General features: G+C 63.0%; 12 protein-coding genes and 1 pseudogene. 4 read left to right on the top strand and 9 right to left on the bottom strand.

The features are described 5' to 3' along the window. Nucleotides 1–57 precede the first annotated feature (57 nt). Together AC1Z3V_RS04230 and AC1Z3V_RS04235 are read left to right on the top strand one after the other, a co-directional pair. A complete protein-coding gene (locus AC1Z3V_RS04230) occupies nt 58–552 on the top strand; it encodes an Lrp/AsnC family transcriptional regulator (RefSeq protein WP_483497396.1) in 495 nt (164 codons plus the stop codon). Nucleotides 553–853: 301 nt separating this feature from the next. Then, entirely contained in the window at nt 854–1303 is a 450-nt protein-coding gene (locus tag AC1Z3V_RS04235) for a pyridoxamine 5'-phosphate oxidase family protein (RefSeq protein ID WP_483497398.1), read from the top strand. A gap of 72 nt (nt 1304–1375) precedes the next feature. Here the strand turns inward: AC1Z3V_RS04235 and AC1Z3V_RS04240 are convergent, their stop codons facing one another. The 9 genes and pseudogenes from AC1Z3V_RS04240 to AC1Z3V_RS04280 all read right to left on the bottom strand — a co-directional run bounded on the left by AC1Z3V_RS04240 (nt 1376) and on the right by AC1Z3V_RS04280 (nt 15640). Then, complete coding sequence (locus tag AC1Z3V_RS04240; RefSeq protein ID WP_483497400.1) at nt 1376–2212, bottom strand: universal stress protein; 837 nt, start codon at nt 2210–2212, stop codon at nt 1376–1378. Nucleotides 2213–2485: 273 nt separating this feature from the next. Further along, nucleotides 2486–3730, bottom strand: coding sequence for a Gfo/Idh/MocA family protein (locus AC1Z3V_RS04245; protein ID WP_483497402.1), 1245 nt, complete (start codon nt 3728–3730; stop codon nt 2486–2488). Between the two features lie 87 nt (nt 3731–3817). Beyond that, a pseudogene (locus tag AC1Z3V_RS04250) lies at nt 3818–4835 on the bottom strand (LacI family DNA-binding transcriptional regulator). After that, nucleotides 4832–5788 carry an ABC transporter permease gene (locus AC1Z3V_RS04255; protein ID WP_483497404.1) on the bottom strand — a complete coding sequence of 319 codons (957 nt, stop codon included), beginning with the start codon at nt 5786–5788 and terminating at the stop codon, nt 4832–4834. Before AC1Z3V_RS04255 ends, AC1Z3V_RS04250 begins: the two are co-directional and overlap by 4 nt. Beyond that, a complete protein-coding gene (locus tag AC1Z3V_RS04260) occupies nt 5785–6777 on the bottom strand; it encodes an ABC transporter permease (RefSeq protein WP_483497405.1) in 993 nt (330 codons plus the stop codon). Before AC1Z3V_RS04260 ends, AC1Z3V_RS04255 begins: the two co-directional genes overlap by 4 nt. Beyond that, on the bottom strand, nt 6777–8282 hold the full coding sequence (locus tag AC1Z3V_RS04265; RefSeq protein WP_483497407.1) for a sugar ABC transporter ATP-binding protein: 1506 nt from the start codon (nt 8280–8282) through the stop codon (nt 6777–6779). Before AC1Z3V_RS04265 ends, AC1Z3V_RS04260 begins: the two co-directional genes overlap by 1 nt. Nucleotides 8283–8445: 163 nt before the next feature. After that, nucleotides 8446–9471 (bottom strand): substrate-binding domain-containing protein, encoded by a 1026-nt coding sequence (locus AC1Z3V_RS04270; RefSeq protein WP_483497408.1) that lies wholly within the window; start codon nt 9469–9471, stop codon nt 8446–8448. A gap of 355 nt (nt 9472–9826) precedes the next feature. After that, nucleotides 9827–11728 carry a methyl-accepting chemotaxis protein gene (locus AC1Z3V_RS04275; protein ID WP_483497409.1) on the bottom strand — a complete coding sequence of 634 codons (1902 nt, stop codon included), beginning with the start codon at nt 11726–11728 and terminating at the stop codon, nt 9827–9829. 291 nt (nt 11729–12019) lie between these two features. Beyond that, a complete protein-coding gene (locus AC1Z3V_RS04280) occupies nt 12020–15640 on the bottom strand; it encodes a hydantoinase B/oxoprolinase family protein (protein WP_483497411.1) in 3621 nt (1206 codons plus the stop codon). Nucleotides 15641–15767: 127 nt separating this feature from the next. Between AC1Z3V_RS04280 and AC1Z3V_RS04285 the strand changes: the two genes are divergently transcribed. Further along, entirely contained in the window at nt 15768–16352 is a 585-nt protein-coding gene (locus AC1Z3V_RS04285) for a winged helix DNA-binding protein (RefSeq protein WP_173519665.1), read from the top strand. After that, the gene (locus tag AC1Z3V_RS04290; protein ID WP_483497413.1) at nt 16318–18198 is read left to right on the top strand and encodes an ABC transporter ATP-binding protein; all 1881 of its coding nucleotides are present in this window, start codon (nt 16318–16320) and stop codon (nt 18196–18198) included. Before AC1Z3V_RS04285 ends, AC1Z3V_RS04290 begins: the two co-directional genes overlap by 35 nt. Nucleotides 18199–18266: the final 68 nt, after the last annotated feature.

Here is an 18266-nt window from a genome sequence, read left to right on the forward strand (position 1 = left end):
AAGGGGCCGATGTCCCGCTCACGGCTCACTCCGAACTCAGCAACCGACAGGCACCAGATGGCCCCCTCGAAAAAGCCCCAGATCGAACTCGACCGCTTCGATCTTGCGATCCTCGCCATCCTGCAGAAGGACAATTCAACACCCCAGCGCCAGATCGGCGAGGCGGTCAATCTGTCCGCTCCAGCCGTCCAGCGGCGGATCAAGCGCATGGAGGAAACCGGCGTCATCCGCGCCAATGTCGCGCTGGTCGATCCCGCGAGCGTCAATCAGGCGCTGACGATCCTGGTGGAGGTGGAGGTCGAGAGTGAACAGATCGCCCTGCTCGACGCGGCAAAGGCGGCGTTCACCGCCGCGCCCGAGGTGCAGCAATGCTACTATGTCACCGGCGACGTCGATTTCATGCTCGTCGTGATCGTGCCGACAATGGCCGATTATGAAGCCTTCACGCGGCGGATGTTTTTCGGCAATCCGAACATCAAGCGCTTTCGCACTTTCGTGACGATGGACCCGGTCAAGGTCAGCCTGTCCGTGCCGATCGAAACGTCACTCTGAGCCACGCGGCTACTTCTCCCCGAGCGCCTTTTTCGTCGCTGCCGCATCGAGCGGTTGACCGGCGCCGACCGATGTCGGGAAGGCGTCGACGGTTCCGAGCGACGAGGCGGGCACCCGTATCCGCCTTCGGGCTGGCGGAGACCAATCGTGTCTGCCGTCAGAGATTTTCTGGTCTTCCTCGGACACACTCCGGGGAACGGCAGCGCCCCTGAGGCGGACCGAACTTGAGCGAGATCAATGCCTCGATACCCGATTGGCGGAGACTGACGGTTTGATGATCTCTTTCGAAAAGGAGAGCCTCATGTTGATCAGAGAAATGACGCGGCAGGAATGTCTCGACCTTGTCGCTGAGAACCACATCGCCCGTCTGGGCTGTGCCCGAAATAGCCAGCCCTATGTCGTTCCCATCCAGTATGCCTTGGCCGCCAACCGGCTCTACAGCTTTTCCATGCCGGGGCAGAAGATCAACTGGATGCGCGCCAATCCGCGTGTCTGCGTACAGATCGACACGGCAACGGACCAGCAGAATTGGCGAAGCGTCGTCATCCACGGGCGCTATCAGGAGCTGCCGGACACGAAACAATGGCATCGCGAGCGCATGAACGCCTGGTCGTTGCTCGAACAGCGCGTCAACTGGTGGGAACCGGGCGGGCTGAAGCCCGGGAAACAGCCCGTTGCCGGCACATCCCCGCATCTCTTCTTCGAAATCGAGATCGATGACGTAAGCGGACGAGCGGCCTCTGCCGGTTGACCGCCGAAGGCGCGCAGGCAAGTGGCTGCGCGCCGGGCTCCGGCCCTGCCGCTGATGCCATAAGCATGAAGATCAATGCGCCATGAGTACGGGGATCACGGCGTTTTCGAGCATCGAGCGGGTGACCCCGCCAAAGACCCGCTCGCGCATTCTGGAATGTCCGTAGGCACCCATGACGATCAGATCGGCCGCCACATCCGACGCAAACCGGTTGATCACGTCGTCAACCGGATGTCCGCCGCTCGGCAGTCTCTCGACGGAGACCGAAACGCCGTGCCGAGCAAGGTAGCCGGCGATATCGGCGCCGGGTTCCTCGCCGTTCTTGCCATAGGCGGCACGAGGATCGACCATCGTGACGTAAACGGTCTCGGCTCCGGTCAGCATGTCGAGCGCTTCACGTGCTGCGCGGGCAGCTTCCAGTCTGGAATTCCAGGCGAGTACCACGGTCTTCGGATCAAGCCGTGCGGGCTTGCCCCTGGGCATGATGAGGACCGGGCGAGCGGAGCTGAACAACGTCCCATCGACGGTGCGTGAACGCAACTCCGGATCCAGCGTCAGACCATCACCGACCAGCGTCAGGTCGGCGTAGCGGGCACGCTCCCCAATCTCGTCGTCGGCCCAGGCGGCCTCGGTGTATTTCGTCTCGACGCTGAACGAGATGCCTTCCTTGGTCAGAACATCGGTTGCTCTTGCCACGCAGGACTCGAGATTGTCGACATCGCGCTGTCGCTCGCTCAGCCAATCGACGGAGATGGCGGCGGCATAATCGCCGATCGGTGGAGATGCGGCGAGCTTGACGATCAACAGGGAGAGGTGGGCGTTTGCGGATGCACAGACTTGTGCTGCCGCACGCAGATGCTCTGCGGAATGATCGACGCCGACGACGGCGAGAATGGTCTTGTATGTCATCGCGTTTTCTCCTCGTGACCAGATCTTGGGTCTGAATCAGCGTAGTAGAACCCGGAGCGACGGCATTGATCCCCGTCAACAGAAATCGCGGACATGGGCGTATAATTCCGAGGGAGGCTCCATGTTATAGCTTGCCAAGGTCTTCGCGCCGCCATTGCCTGCCCGCCAACGGGCGCGGGCGGCAGAGTCCGCGACGGCCTCTGCCGCTAGATTACGCTACATCCAAGAATTGGACCTTGCCGTTTGATAGAGCATGAGACCGGAAATACAGCATCAGGCACTCCGGCGCGCGACGACCGGCACATAATGCTCGAGTTCCGGCGCCGGGAAGTTGAGTGTCGCGTTGATCTCCGCCGAGCGGTAGAGGCCCATCAGCATCTCGACGACGGCTAGTCCGTCCTCGAAGGTTTCGAGCGGCTTCTCGCCCTTGCGAAAGCACTCGACCATGTGGCGGTTCTCATCCGTATAGCCGTAGACGCCGGCTTCGTCCTCAAGCACCGGCATCAGACCCTGTTCGGCATTCTGCTTCTCGACGAGATCCTCGCCTTCGGAACCCTTGACCTCGCGCGACATGAAGATCTTGAGGCCGGTGCTCAGCGAATTGTATTCAAGCGCATATTCCGGCCCGAGCAGTTCCAGCTGGATGCGCAGCCCGGCGCCGACATAGGCCCAGGAGGTGGTGGCCTCGATCATCAGCTCGTTGCCATCCTGGTCTTCGAGCGTCACCGTGGCACGGGCGAAATCCTCCGACGGCCGGTTGCGGTAGTCGACCTCGCTGCCGAAGCGCTTACGCAGTTGCTCGGCGTAGTTCGGGCGCGTCCATTTCAGGTTGGCGACCGTGCCGTTCACCGCCTTGATCTTCAGCGAATTGCGCGGCGCTCCGGGCGCCGTCAGCAGGTAGCGCGCCACCTCGACGCTGTGGCACATCATGTCCGAGAGCACGCCGCCACCCTGCTTGTCGCCCTGCCAGAACCAGGGTTCGTGCGGGCCGGAATGTTCCTCGGCCGCCCGCGCCAGATAGGGCCGACCTGTGGTGGAGGCGGCACGCCGCCAGATGATCTCCTTGCCGCGCAGCACCGGCGTGCAAAAGACCTGGTTTTCGAGATAGCCATGGTTGAGGCTGGCATCCTCGGCAAGCGACAGCATCTCGCGCGCCTCGGCAACGGTGCGGGCCAGCGGCTTTTCGCAGGCAACGGCGAAGACCTTGCTGCGGCCGTCCTTGATTGCCTTGTGCAAGGAACGCATCACGTCGAGGCGGGTGTAGTTGGGCGAAAGGATCCAGATTGCGTCGACGTCATCCGCCGTCAGAAGCGCCTCCAGGCTTTCATGGGTGCGGCAGGTACCGAGACCGAGCGCGGCGACCCCCTTCGCAAACTTCTCCCGGTTTTCCGGCTTGCGGCTGAAGACGCCGGTCACCTCGACGTTGCGCACGCCGATCATCGACTTCAGATGGAAATGGGCGATGAAACCCGATCCGACGAAACCCACGCGCAGCGTCTGCTTCGGTAGCTGTGTCATTCTCTTCTCCCGGGCTGTTTCAACGCAATTCCAGGAAAAGGGTGAAACGGGCTTCCGTCCGGAATTGCGTCATTTCAAAGAGTCAGATCATTTCCGCGGCGGCGCAGTGCTGCCACGAACATTGAGAGCGGTCGGCAGGACGATTGCCGGCGCAGCGACATCGTCGCCGGACATAATGTTGAGAAGCAGCGACATGGCGGTGCGGCCGATATCCGCGCGCGGCTGGCTGACCGTCGTCAGCGGCGGATAAAAGGCCTTGCTCAAGTAGAGGTCGTCGAAGCCGACGACGGACACATCGCCGGGCACGTCGCAGCCGAGACGTCGCAGCGCATGAATCGCGCCATAGGCCATCTCGTCGTTGGCGACAAAGATCGCCGTCGGCGGTTCCGGCAGATCGAAGAGCTCGGCCGCGCGCGCTTCGCCACTCTCCAGCAGATAATCGCCACGGACTTCATAGCCATCAGGGATCGGCAGACCGGCCGCCTGCATCGCCGCCCGGTAGCCATCGCGACGATGGGTCGCCATCACCTCCGGCAATGGCCCGGCGATGTGGGCGATGCGGCGGTGCCCGAGCCCGATCAAATGCTCCACGGCGCTACGCGCCGCCGCGGCGTTGTCGATCTGCACATGCGGAAAACCTGAGGTCTCGATCAGTTCCAGTGCGACCACGACTGGCAGACGTGAAAGACCGGCACTTTCACCCGGTCGCGGCGCCGGCAGCTTGCCGGTCATCAAGATCATGCCGTCGGCATGGCCGTCGCGCAGCATGTTGAAATATTCAACCTCGCGATCCGGGTCGTTCTCGGTGTTGCCCATGAGAACAGCGTAGCCCGCCTCGCGCGCCGTCGCCTCAACGCCCTTGAGGATCTTCGAGATAGAAAGGGTTGCCGACGTCGCGGACGACGAGCAGCACCGACATCGACCGGCGGGTTCGCAAATTGCGGGCACTGACATTCGGCCGATAGTTGAGCTCACGGGCAAGTTCGTGGATGCGTTTGCGCGTCTCGTCGGTCACCAGCGAAGAGCCGCTGAGCGCGCGCGAAACGGTGGCGACCGAGACGCCGGCGCGCTCTGCGATATCCTTGATCTTCGGTCGCTCGCTCATGCCCGCATCGCCCGCCCGCGGCCGTAGAACAGCATGAGAAGCAACAGCGTCGCACCGAACACCATCTGGCGGCCGGATTCGTCGATGTTGACCGTGGTCAGGATGCCCTGGAGGATGACGAGCAGCAACGCGCCCGCCATGGTGCCGGTGTAACCACCCTTGCCGCCGGCAAGCGAGGTGCCGCCGAAGACCACCGCTATGATCGAGGAAAGCATATATTGCTCGCCAACATTGGCGAAAGACGAGCCGGAATAACCGAGCAGGCAGAGCCCGGCGATCGCGGCAAACATGCCCGAGATCATGAAGAGGCCGATGCGCATGAGGCGGACCGGAACGCCGGCCATGTAGGCGGCATGTTCATTCGAGCCGATTGCATAGATGCGGTGGCCGAATACGGTCCGGTTCAGCATGAGGGCCATGAACAGGCCGATCGCGATCCAGAGCCAGATGATGCCGGGAATGCCAAGCATAAGCGGCTGGGTGACGAAGGCGGAGAGGCCGGGTGCCGCCCGACCCGAAGGAATGCCCTGGCGGATGACGACGAGCAGGCCCTGTAAAACGCCGAGCATGCCGAGCGTCATCACCAGCGGCGGGATGCGCAGAAGCGTGACGCCGAGGCCATTCAGCAAGCCGAAAAAAGCACCCGCAGCAAGGCAGGCAAGCACTGCCGGCAGGATCCCGCCGTCGGCGCCATTCATGACGTTGCCGGCGATGATGGCGGAGAGCGAGACGACACCGCCTACGGAGAGATCGATGCCCTCGCGGCCGCCGAGAATGACGACGTTCTGGCCGGCCGCGACGATGCCGAGCAGCGAGGCGACGATCAGCAGGCGCAGGATCTGATCGGCCGAAGCGAAACCGGGAGACAGGCTTTCGCCGAGGACAAGCAGCATGACGATGAGGTTGAGCGCCACGACCAACGGCTGTTTGAAAAAGGTGGTGATCGCTGTCATGCGCGTGCCCTCCGTCCGGCGAGCACGCCCGCCATCAGCACCAGGAGGATGGCGAGGCCCTGGACGAAGTTCTGCCATTCCGACGGCGTGCCCATGAAGAAGACCAGCGAATTGACGAGGCCGATCGTCAGCGCACCCAGGATCGAGCCGACCACCGTTGTCCAGCCGCCGGCAAGCGCGCTGCCGCCAAGCACCACGGCGGCGACGCTGTAGAGCGTCATCTTGCCGCCGACGAGCGGATCGCCGCTTGCGGTGTCGCCGGTCAGGCAGAAGGCTGCGAGCGCCGAGAACAGCCCGCAGAGCAGGTAACCCTTGATACGTACGGCAACGACGGGAAGTCCCGTCTGATAGGCCGCCTGCTGGTCGTCGCCGACCGCCAGGAGTTCGGTGACGATGCGCGTGCGCGATAGCAGAAAGAGCAGAACGGCGAGTGCCGTGAGCGCGTAGAACACGAAGGGGACGCCGAGAAGCCGCCCGCCATAGGTGCGCCAGAAGAGCGCCGGCGCCGGCGTGCCGGCGACCGGCATCACATAGAGCGCCAGGCCGGTGAAGAAGATGCTGGTCGCAAAGGTAGCGACGATCGCCTGCAGCCGCAGCGCGGCAACGACGATCCCGTTGACCAGGCCGCAGGCAAGCCCGATCAGTACACCGAGCGCCAGCGCGAGCAGCACGGCGCCGGCGCCACCACCCCAGCGCTCCATCAGCACGACGATGGCGACGTTGACCAGCGACAGCGTCGCGCCCCCGGAAAGATCGATGTCGCCGGCGGAGACGACATAGGTCTGCGCAATCGCCAGCATGGCCAGTGCCAGATAGGTGCTGAGAAGACCCGTCAGCGAGCGGAAGCTCAGGCTGTTCGGCGAAAAGAAACCGTTGAGCGCCAGCAAGGCGACAATGATGACAAGCGCCGGAAGGAAGGGGTAGCGCTCCAGCCAGGAACGGAGGCCGCCTGCCCCGAAAGATCGAATGTCTGTCACGGTCGATGTCATCACGCGGCCTCGTATGCAGCCTGGTAGAGATTGTAACGGGTGCGATCGTCGCCGGTCAGTTCGCGCGTCACCGAGCCGCCATTGAAGACAAGGATACGGTTGGCATTGCCGAGCAGTTCGGCATCCTCGGACGAATAGAGCAGAATACTGAGCCCCTCGACCGCGAGTTGCCGGATCAGAGCGAAGAGATCGGCCTTGGCCGAAAGGTCGATGCCCTTGGTCGGATCGTCGAGCAGGAGCAGGTCGGGTCGGTCGATCAGCCAGCGGGCGATGATCACCTTCTGCTGGTTGCCGCCGGAAAGCGAATTGATCGGATGGAAGAGGCTCGCAAGTTTCGTGTTCATCGCCTCCAGCGCCGGCATTGCCTTGTTCCTGAGACGAGAAGGCCGCGCGATCATCAGCCGGTCGCGCAGATAATGGATCGGCGTGACATTCTCGATGATCGGACGGCCGCTGATCACTCCGTCACGTCCGCGGTCACCCGAGACATAGGCGCAGCCGCGCCGGATGGCATCGCGCGGGCTTTTGGCGTCATAGCGCTCGCCGCCGATCGTCACCGCGCCCGACGTCACGGGGTTGGCGCCGAAAATCGCCCGCAGCAGCGCCGATTGACCCTGACCGTGCAGGCCGCCGAGGCCGAGGATCTCGCCGCGCGCGACCTCGAAGCTGACATCGCGAAAACCCTTACCTGAGAGGTTCCGCACAGAAATTGCCGCCTTCGCCTCAGTTTCCACCACCGCAGGCGCGGAGGAGCGCGCCGCTGGCATATCGCTGGCGCCGCCGACCATCAGCCGGATGACCGTTGCCGGGTCGGTGTCGGAAAGCTTCAGTGTCTCGATGGTCTCGCCGTCGCGGATGATCGTCACGCGATCGCCGATCGCGGTGATTTCGTCCATGCGGTGCGAGATGAAAACGATGCCACGTCCTTGCGACTTCAGGCCACGCAGGATTTCGAAGAAGCGATCGACCTGGGCGCGGTCGAGCGCCGAGGTCGGTTCGTCGAAGATCAGAATCGGCGCTTCGCTCGCGAGCGCCTTCATGATTTCGACCAGTTGCCGCTGGTCGGCCCGAAGATTGCCGACGAGCGCCTGCGCATGGAAACCTTCGCCGGCCACCTCCGAAAACAGAGCGATGTAGCGCGCCGCCCGCGCCTTCAACGCCTGGCGGTCGATGAAGAGGCCGGCCTTCACCGGCAGCGCGGAAAGGCAGATGTTCTCCTCGACCGAACGATGGCTGGCCAGACTGAGCTCCTGATAGAAGATGCCGATGCCGGCAACCCGCGCGGCTTGCGGCCCGGAAATCGTCCCCGGCTTGTCATTGATCAGAATCTGGCCGGCGTCAGGGCGAACGCTGCCCGCGATGATCTTGCAGAGCGTGCTCTTGCCGGAGCCGTTGGAGCCCATCAGCACATGCACTTCGCCGGCGGCGATCTCGAGGTCGCCGCGGCGTAGCGCCAGCGTTGCGCCGTAAGCCTTGCTCACGCCGTTCAATCTCAGTTTCGACATCGGCTGTCGTCCGTCGTTTGGTTGCTTGCCGCATCACCTATCAAGCCGGCCTCGGCGCGGGCTCCGCTGCAACTGATTTCATGCCCGTCACGGCTCCGCCCTAGGCAGTCGTCGGCGACGGTCGCCGGACAACTCCAATGACGTTGCCCGGCGGAACCAGGGCTTACTTGAACAACGCCGTCGCGTCGTCGATCGAAAGCGCATTGGTGTAGGAGTAGTAACCGGGCTTGCCGTCGAGCTGCTTGGCCGCCTCCGCAAGGTTCTTGGAATCGATGAACGGGATCGGCAGATACATGGCGTTCTTGTACTGCCCCGCCGTTGCCGGTTCCTTCAACTCCTTGCCCTGCAGCATCAGCACCGCGACGTTCAGCGCGCTTGCCATGACACCCGGCGGGTTGACGGTCGCGCCGGAGTTCAGCTTGTCCTTCACCCAGAGATCGATGAAGTCCTTGCGAATTTCGCCGGTCGCGGCGATCTGGCTGGTCTTGCCGGCATCCATGATCGACTTCCATGCACCCGCCGCCATGCCGTCCTGCACGACGACGCCGTTGATGTCAGGATAGGTCGCAAGAATGTTCTGCATGGCCTGCTGGCCCTGCGCCTGATCCCAGTTCGCATTGACCTCGTTGACGATCTGGATATCCGGATAGTCCTTGAAGACGCTCTTGTAGCCGGCGACGCGCATCTCGTTGGCCGGATGGCCGGCGACGCCGTTGATCGCAACCACCTTGCCCTTGCCGCCGAGCGTTTCGGCGAGCCACTTCGCACCGGCCGCACCCCAGGCCGTCTGGTCGATGCCGACATAAGTCGCATCCGGCGAGGAAACTTCGGCGTCCGTTGCGATCACCAGAATGCCGGCTTCCTTCGCCTGGGCGAAGATCGGATCGAAGGCCGTCGGGCTGTTGGGGTTGATGATGATGGCGTTAACGCCCTCGGCGATGAAGTTGCGCACATGCGCAATCTGCCCGGGCACGTCGACATTGGCGCTCTGGACGGAGACTTCGACGTCGACGCCCTTTTCCTTCCATTTCGCCGCGGCCTCCTTGGCCTCGTCGATCATCTGCGTGCGCCATTCGCTGCCCACCCAACCGTTGGACAGGCCGATCTTGAAGGTCTCGGCGTTGGCGAAAGAAGCGGAAATAGCAATGGTTGCGACAGCGCCAAGCGCTGCGGCGATAAATTTCTTCATAAGATCCTCCCAAATCTTGCGAAATCCATGAAGCCAGAAAATGTAATCGATTTCAATGGGAGCTTTCAGCGATTTTGTGTGGTTTCCTTCCCGTCACAAGCCGTGCCCAGCATTTCAGCACGCGCCGGCGACAATCCATGGAACGCATCGCAAGAGCGACCACGGAAGGTGCAGTGCCCCTTGGCTCCCCCCCGACAAGGTAAAGCCCGACGTTCCGATCGCTTGCAAGAAGTCCTCGACCCGCTCCTCGCCGTCCTCTTCGGCTGTTCCCCGGAAGGCTGATCGATACCGATCTGCTGAAACGACAACGGGCCGGCAAGGGCCGGCCCGTTCGCGTTCAGATTCCGTCTCTCTATCAGGCCGCACGGCTCCAGCTCTCGCGGCCCGTCTGCGCTTCGAGCTTGAACTTCGCCAGCATGGCGCGAAGCTGCCGACTTTCCTCGGCCAGCGTGCCGCTGGCCGCTGTCGTTTCCTCGACCATCGCCGCATTCTGCTGGGTCATCTGATCCATGTGATTGACCGAGGCGTTGATCTCCTGCAGCGCGGTCGCCTGTTCGCGGGCGGCGGTGGCGATCGTATTGACGTGGCCGCTGACATTGTTGACCAGCGTCTCGATTTCGAGCAGCGCCTCGCCGGTGGAACGCACCAGCGCCACGCCGTTCTCGACCTGCGATGCCGAGCTGTGGATCAGCGTCTTGATCTCCTTGGCGGCGTTGGCCGAGCGCTGGGCCAGTTCCCGGACCTCCTGGGCGACGACCGCAAAGCCACGGCCGGCCTCGCCGGCGCGCGCCGCCTCGACGCCGGCGTTCAGCGCCAGAAGATTGGTCTGGAAGGCGATCTCGTCGATCACCGAGATGATCTGGTTGATGCGGTTGGAGGAATCCTCGATCCGGCCCATGGCATCGACTGCGCTGCGCACGATTGCTCCGGAACGGCCCGCGCTTTCCTTGGTAGCACGCACCATCTCGTGCGCCTCGTTCGCGCGCTCGGACGCGGTACGCACGGTCGAGGTGATCTCGTCGAGCGCCGCAGCGGTTTCTTCAAGTGCTGCCGCCTGCTGTTCCGTCCGCTTCGAGAGATCGTTGGCGGCGGAGCTTAGCTCGGCGGAATTATCGTTGATGGTGCTTGCGGCCGTGCGCACATTCTGCATGGTCGAGCGCAAGGTCACCATCGTCTGGTTGACGTTCTTCTGCAGTTCGGCAAACGCGCCGTGAAACTCGCCGCGCATGTTCTGCGTCAGGTCAGCGTCAGCGAGTGCGGCGATGACGCGACGGACTTCATTGACCGTCTGATCGACGCTTGAGACCAGCTCGTTGACGCTCGCCGCAAAGCGGTTGAGGTCGTCGTTTTCATAATCCTTGGTGATGCGGCCGGTGAAATCGCCGGCAACGGCCGAGGCGACGACGACGCTGATGTTCGATTGCAGGTCGCTGCTGCGGGCATGGAGTGCGGCTTCCTGCGCCTTCATCGCGCGCATGGCGATACCGTTCTTGCGGAAGACTTCGACGGCGCGGGCCATTTCGCCGATCTCGTCCTGGCGCGAGACATCCGTGCTGTTGCCGTCGAGTTTGCCATCGGAAAGTTCGCTCATGGTCGCGGTGAGTTCGCGCACCGGCATGACGATGCCGCGGCGGGCGACGACGAGGCTGACGCCGACGCCGAAGAGAACGCAGGCCGCAGCGGCGGCAGCAAGAATGCTCATCGCGACGGACGATGAGTTGAGCGCTTCGGCGCGGGCAGCGGCCAGTTCATCGCCGGAGTAGGTGCTGTAGGACTTGACTGTCGCCGTCACAGTCTTCTGGGCTTCGAGCGCCTTGTCGAGTGCAGCCTTGACTGCCGCCTTGTCTGTGCCCTTCTCGGCGGCAACGGCAACCATCGCCCGGATCTCGTCGAAATAGCCGTTGAGGGTAATGCGGACATCATTGAGCAGCTTGTCTTCGGCGTCGTCCGCGACCGCCTCGATCTTCGTCAGACGACCGAGCATTTCCTCGGCGCGCTTCTCGGTTTCCTGGCCGAAATCGGCGGCCTTCTCGGGGGCTGCGGCGAGCTGGTAGGTCATGCGGCTGATGGCAATGATGTCGACGCGCAGGTCCATCGCCTCGCGCGCCGCCTCTTCGCGCGCGCCGACATCGATGATCGTTGCGCCGAGGGACGAAAGACCGCGCGCACCGGCAAGCGCGATCAGAATGGAAGATATGCCCATGACCACGACCACAAGGCCGACCTTGGTCAATATCGAGAGATTGTTGAAGGTCACTGCCGTGACTCCTGTGATGTCGCGATCGCGTTGTTGGGAGGACATGGTCAGCCATACCGGCGGGAGGAGGACCGGCTGTTTGCTGCGCCCGAAAGGGAGAAACCGGGGCGCGCACTGACCAATGAGTACTTAGTAATTTCGAATTTAAATTAGGGTTAAGGAAGCGCCTGCTGCTTTTCGCAGGCGCAGCAAAACTGGCAGTGGGCCGGAACCAAACAAAAGCGGGCGGACGATTCCTCGTCCGCCCGCAGACCGCCGCAGCAGTCTTGGGAGATCGTTATTCTTCGAGACTTACGGCCGGCCGTAGCCGCCGCCGGTCGGCGTCACCACGGTAAAGGCTTCGCCGGCCTTAAGAATCGTGTGGGCGCAACCGGGCAACTCCTCCGTCCGGCCGTCATTGCGGCGCACGAGGTTGCGGCCAAGCTCGCCCGGGCTACCGCCCTTGATGCCGAAGGGCGCTATACGGCGATGGCCGGAGAGGATGGCGAAATCCAGCGTCTCGCGGGCACGGATCGTGCGCTTCGTGCCATTGCCGGCATTCCATTGGCCCCGACCGCCCGAACCGACGCGAATGTGGAAGTCTTCGAGTACCACCGGGAAGCGGGTTTCGAGGATCTCCGGATCGGTGAGGCGCGAGTTGGTCATGTGGGTATGGACCGCGTCGGCGCCGCCATAGCCGGGGCCAGCGGGAGCGCCGGAGCAGATGGTCTCGTAATATTGGTAGTTCTGGTTGCCGAAGGTGAGATTGTTCATCGTACCTTGGGCGGCCGCCTGGCTCTGGACCGCACCGAACAGGCAGTTGGTCACTGCCTGGCTGACCTCGACGTTACCGGCGACGACGGCGGCCGGATAGCGCGGCGTCAGCATCGTGCCCTCGGGGATGACGATGTGGATCGGACGCAGGCAGCCTGCATTCATCGGGATATCGGCCTCGACGAGGACGCGGAAGACATAGAGCACCGCCGCGCGGGTCACCGGCCCCGGCGCGTTGAAATTGTCACCGCGCTGCTCGGACGTGCCCGTGAAATCGACCGTTGCCTCGCGCTTGTCGCGGTCGACGGTGATCCTGACCACGATGCTGCAGCCCTGGTCCATCTCGTAGGAGAATTCGCCATCCGGCAATTGGTCGAGCACACGGCGGACGCTCTCGGCGGCATTGTCCTGGACGTGGCCCATATAGGCCTCGACCACGTCTTCGCCGAACTGGGTGATCATCTTCTTGAGTTCGGCGACGCCTTTCTCGTTGGCAGCCACCTGCGCCTTCAGATCGTTGACGTTCTGCAGGATGTTGCGCACCGGGTAGCGCGCGCCATTGAGGAGCGCTTCGAGCTCCTCCTCACAAAAGCGACCAGCATCGATGAGCTTGAAGTTGTCGATATAGACGCCCTCTTCCTCGATGTTGGTGGCAAGCGGCGACATCGAGCCCGGCGATATGCCGCCGATGTCGGCATGATGGCCACGGCTTGCGACCCAGAAACGGATCTCCTTGCCGGCGTCGTCGAAGACGGGCGTGCAGACGGTGAGGTCAGGCAGATGCGTGCCACCGTTATAGGGTGCGTTGATGAGGAACACATCGCCTGGCCGGATCACCGGGTTCTCGCGGATCGCGGTCGCGACCGACGCATCCATGGAGCCGAGATGCACCGGCATGTGCGGCGCGTTGGCGACGAGGTTGCCCCGGTTGTCGAAGACGGCGCAGGAGAAATCGAGCCGCTCCTTGATGTTCACGGAATAGGCGGTGTTCTGCAGCGTCACGCCCATCTGCTCGGCGATCGACATGAAAAGGTTGTTGAAGATCTCCAGCATGACCGGATCGGCATGGGTGCCGATCGCACTCTGCTGCTTGAGAGCCTTCACGCGGGTGAGCACGATATGGTCCTTGGCCGTCAGCTCCGCCTCCCAGCCATCCTCGACAACGATGGTCTGGTTCGGCTCGATGATGATCGCCGGACCCTCGAGCCGCTGGCCGGGGGCGATCTCCGCGCGCAATAGGACCGGCGCATCATGGAACTGGCCCTGCGAATAAAAGCGGGTACGCCGCGCGATAGCCGGCGTTCCCTCGGTGACCGAGCCGCCTTCGCGTTCCATCTGGGCGGCACCGCCGCCGACCGTCTCGACTTCGACGGCATCGATGACCAGCGCCTTGTTCTCCGCGACAAAGCCGAAGCGGCGCTTGTGCAGGATCTCGAACTCGGCGCGCAGGCGGGTGATGTCATCATGATCAGGGAATGTCGCCTCGACGGCGAGCACCGTATCCGTGCCGGCATAGCGGATATGGGCGCGCAGGTGCGTACGGATCGCGTCGCGGGGAATACCTTGCGCTTCGAGTTCGCCGAGGCATTCGACTTCCAGTTCTGCGCCGAGGGCGCCAAGCGCCGCCGGCGCCTTGTCATCGAGCGGGACGCCGAGCGCCTTCTGGCGCGTGGCGCGGATATCCGCAAGACCCATGCCATAGGCCGAAAGCAGGCCTGACATCGGGTGTACGAGAATGCTCTTCATGCCGAGCTGATCGGCAACCAGGCAGGCGTGCTGCCCACCGGCGCCACCGAAGCAGCTCAGCGCATAGCGCGTCACGTCATAGCCGCGCTGTACGGAAATCTTCTTGATCGCCTCGACCATATTTGCAACCGCGATGCGGATGAAACCATCGGCGACATCCTCGGGGCTTCGACCATCGCCGATCTCGGCTGCCATCGCAGCGAAACGGTCGCGCACGGTCTCGACGTCAAGGCGTTCGTCCTGGTTCGGGCCGAAAAGCGCCGGGAAGAACTCCGGCAGCAGCTTGCCGAGCATGACATTGGCATCGGTGACCGCGAGCGGGCCGCCGTTGCGGTAGCAGGCAGGACCGGGATTGGCACCGGCTGAATCGGGACCGACGCGAAAACGCTCGCCGTCGAAATGCAGGATCGAGCCACCGCCGGCCGCCACCGTGTGGATCAACATCATCGGCGCACGCACCCGCACACCGGCCACTTCGGTCTCAAACGCGCGTTCATATTCACCGTCGAAATGGGCGACGTCGGTCGAGGTCCCGCCCATATCGAAGCCGATAACACGATCGAAGCCTGCGGCTTCACCAGTTTTGGCAAGGCCGACCACGCCGCCGGCCGGGCCGGAGAGGATCGCATCCTTGCCCTGGAACATATCGGCCGCAGTCAGGCCGCCCGACGACATCATGAACATGACGCGCGCACCGGTGCGCGCGACGTCGAGTTCGCTCGAAACCTGAGCGACGTAGCGGCGAAGGACCGGGGAGAGATAGGCGTCGATCACAGTGGTGTCGCCGCGCCCGACATACTTGATCAGCGGCGAGATTTCGTGGCTGACGGAGACCTGTTCGAAGCCAAGCTCGCGCGCAATCCGGGCGACGGTCGCCTCATGCTCGGGATATTTATAGGCATGCATGAAGACGATGGCGACGGCCTTGTAGCCCTTGCCCTTGAGGTCTTCGAGTGCCGCGCGCGCCCTTGCTTCATCAAGAGGCTGCTCGACAACGCCGTCGGCCAGAACACGTTCGTCGAGCTCGACAATGTCCTGATAGAGCGCTTCCGGCTTGATGATTTCGGTGGCGAAGATCTTCTTGCGCTCCTGATAGCCGATTTTCAGGGCATCGCGGAAACCCTTGGTGGTCACCAGCGCCAGCGGTTCACCCTTGCGCTCGAGCAGGGCGTTGGTGGCGACCGTCGTTCCCATGCGCACTTCGCCAATGAGGCCGGTCGGGATCGCAGCACCGGTCGCAAGGCCGAGATGCAGACGGATGCCCTGGACGGCGGCGTCGCGATAGGCTTCCGGATTTTCCGAAAGCACCTTGCGCGCATGCAGCATCCCCTCAGGATCGCGACCGATAACATCGGTGAAGGTGCCGCCGCGGTCGATCCAGAAGTCCCAACTGCCGGTTTCGCGTGCGCTCATTGTCCATCCCTCTCGTTCGCGAGCCGCATCATTATCGCTGCGGAAGCCCGGAAATTCATCAAAGCAGTTCGTTGACAAAATGTCGATAAAATGATGACATAAAATCGTCAAGATGAGGAAGAGCTGAATGACGAAGAAGTCGGAGGAGAGCTTCGAAGGTCGGGAATGGGCCGAAAATGCCCTGCCCGAACACCTAAAGCCCGTCGCGGCCATCGGCCCAATTGTCTCTTCCGCGCACCTTGCCGAAGGCGGCTCCCCCGGGCTCTCCGAAGTGGAGTACGGGCTGATCCTCGCATCGCATGCCTTTCACCGCTGGATGATACGCTGCATGGCAGCCGCCGGCGTACCCGGTCTTTCCGCGATTGAAATCCTGATCCTGCACACGATCCGCCATCGCGATCGCGGCAAGAAACTCGCTGACATCTGCCTGGTGCTCGATATCGAAGACACTCATGTCGCGACCTATGCCATCCGCAAGCTCGAAGCCGCCGGCCTGGTGACGACGGGCAAAGAAGGCAAGGAAAAGACCATCCGCATCACTGACAAGGGGGCAGAGGCCTGTACGCGCTACGCCCAGATCCGCGAGCGCCTGCTGGTTTCCTCTACCGCCAAAGCGCGCCCTTCCGAGGAGACGCTTTCCGAGATCGCCGCCGTCCTGCGTTTCATGTCGGGCGCCTATGAACAGTCCGCGCGCGCCGCGACCACATTGTAACGAGGAAGACCGCGTGACCGTCGATACGCCTGCGCCACTGCTTGCCGTTGAGAAGCTTTCCGTCGCCTTCAACGGCAATCCGGTCGTGGAAGACCTGAGCTTCGCCGTGACGGCGGGACGCACGCTCGCGATCGTCGGCGAGTCCGGCTCCGGCAAATCGGTGACCTCGCTCTCCATCATGCGGCTTGCCGACATGATGGGCGGCCAGTTCCCGACGGGACGCATCCTGTTTCGCGGCAAGGACGGCGAGATCGACCTGACCGCCGCGCCGCAGAAGACCATGCGCGCCATCCGCGGCAAAGAGATCGCAATGATCTTCCAGGAGCCGATGACGTCGCTGAACCCGGTCTTCACCATCGGCGACCAGGTCGCCGAAGTGCTGATGCTGCACGAGAAGATGACGAAGGCAGAAGCACTCGCCGAGACGCGCCGTCTGCTCGACATGGTGCGGCTTCCCGATTCCGCCGAGCTGATCGGCCGCTATCCGCACCAGCTTTCCGGTGGCATGCGCCAGCGCGTCATGATCGCCATGGCGCTCGCCTGCCGGCCGAAGCTGCTGATCGCTGACGAGCCGACCACGGCACTCGACGTTACCATCCAGGCGCAAATCCTGACGATCATCCGAGACCTGCAGAAGGAACTCGGCATGGCGGTGATCTTCATCACCCACGACATGGGCGTGGTCGCCGAGATGGCCGACGACGTCGTTGTCATGTGGAAGGGCCGCAAGGTCGAGGAAGGTCCCGTCGGCGAGATCTTCGCCGCGCCCAAGCACCCCTATACCCAGACGCTGCTTTCCGCCGTGCCGAAACTCGGCAGCATGGCGGGCGAGGAATTCCCGAAGCGCCTGCCGTTGACCGTCATGGTGGACGGCGAGCCGAAGCGCGTCGGCGACGTCCATATCCAGCGCACCGCCCGTTACGAAACCGCACCGATCCTCTCGGTGCGCGATCTCGTGACCCGCTTCGACGTGCGCAAGAACCTCTTCGGCAAGGCGACGCACCGCGTGCATGCCATCGAAAACGTCAGCTTCGAAATCTTCCCGGGCGAGACCCTGGCGCTCGTCGGTGAATCCGGCTCGGGGAAATCGACGATCGGCCGCACGATCCAGCAGCTCCAGGCCGCGACATCGGGCGAGATCCTCTTCGGCGGCCGCCCGGTCTCGGCCATGAGCTATGCTGAGCGGCAGCGGCTGAAGCAGGAAATCCAGTACATCTTCCAGGATCCCTTCGCCTCGCTCGATCCGCGCAAGACCGTGGGCTTCTCGATCGCCGAGCCGATCCGTACCCATAGCCTGATCCTTGGCGAGAAGGACATCGAAAAGCGCGTTCACGAACTCTTGGAGCGCGTCGGCCTGACGGTGGCGCACGCCAAGCGCTATCCGCACGAATTTTCCGGCGGCCAGCGTCAGCGCGTGTGCATCGCCCGCGCGCTTGCCTCTCGCCCCAAGCTGATCATCGCCGACGAGGCGCTTTCGGCGCTTGATGTCTCCATCCAGGCGCAGATCATCAACCTGTTCATGGAACTGCAGGAACAGGAAGGCCTCGCCTATCTCTTCATCAGCCACGACATGGCGGTGGTCGAACGCATGAGCCACCGCGTCGCCGTGCTCTATCTCGGCCAAGTGATGGAGTTCGGCAGCCGCAGCCAAGTGTTTGAAACGCCATCCCATCCCTATACGCGCCGGCTGCTTTCGGCCGTCCCCGTCGCCGAGCCCGGCAAGGGCCGTGAGCGCGCGATGCTGGAGGGCGAAATCCCGAGCCCTATCCGCCGTGTCGGCAACGAACCCGTGGTCCTTCCGCGCAAAGAAATCGCCCCTGGCCATTTCGTGGCCGTGGACGCGTAAGCCGCTTTCTTTCCTAGAGAAGGCTGTCGAAACAGGAGTGAGTAAATGATCAACAAAAAGGGGATTCA

It is taken from the genome of Ensifer sp. 38_S197, from assembly GCF_056924495.1.